The organism is Bradyrhizobium sp. LeoA1Lang (genome assembly GCF_055413685.1).
The window spans coordinates 1-266 of record NZ_JBVAPG010000584.1 but is presented as its reverse complement, the minus strand read 5'-3'; the positions used below and the strand labels follow the sequence as shown (position 1 = coordinate 266).

1 protein-coding gene is annotated in these 266 nt (G+C 66.2%); it reads right to left on the bottom strand.

All coding sequences use genetic code 11. The annotated features are described in order from the left end of the window. Window positions 1-266: transposase (locus ACZYOF_RS44590; protein WP_463719699.1), on the bottom strand; the 266-nt coding region annotated here is incomplete at both ends.

The following is a 266-nucleotide window of genomic DNA, read 5'->3' as shown; positions in this document are numbered from 1 at the left end:
TCATCGAGCTCCCAGGCCTGGCGCAGCACCCGACGGGTGGCCGCATGATGCTGTTTCGGCAAGCGTTCCATAATGTTGCGGGCCTTGTGGATCTGGCAGCGCTGGATCGCAGCGGCCGAACCGAAGGTGCGGCGGATCGCCTTCGACAACGCCTTCGCGCCGTCGGCGATGAACAGTCTTGGCACCGTCGGGTCGAGCCCGCGCGAGACCAGGTTGTCCAGCAGGGCCTGAACCGTTGCGGCATTCTCGGTCGCCCCTTCCACCAG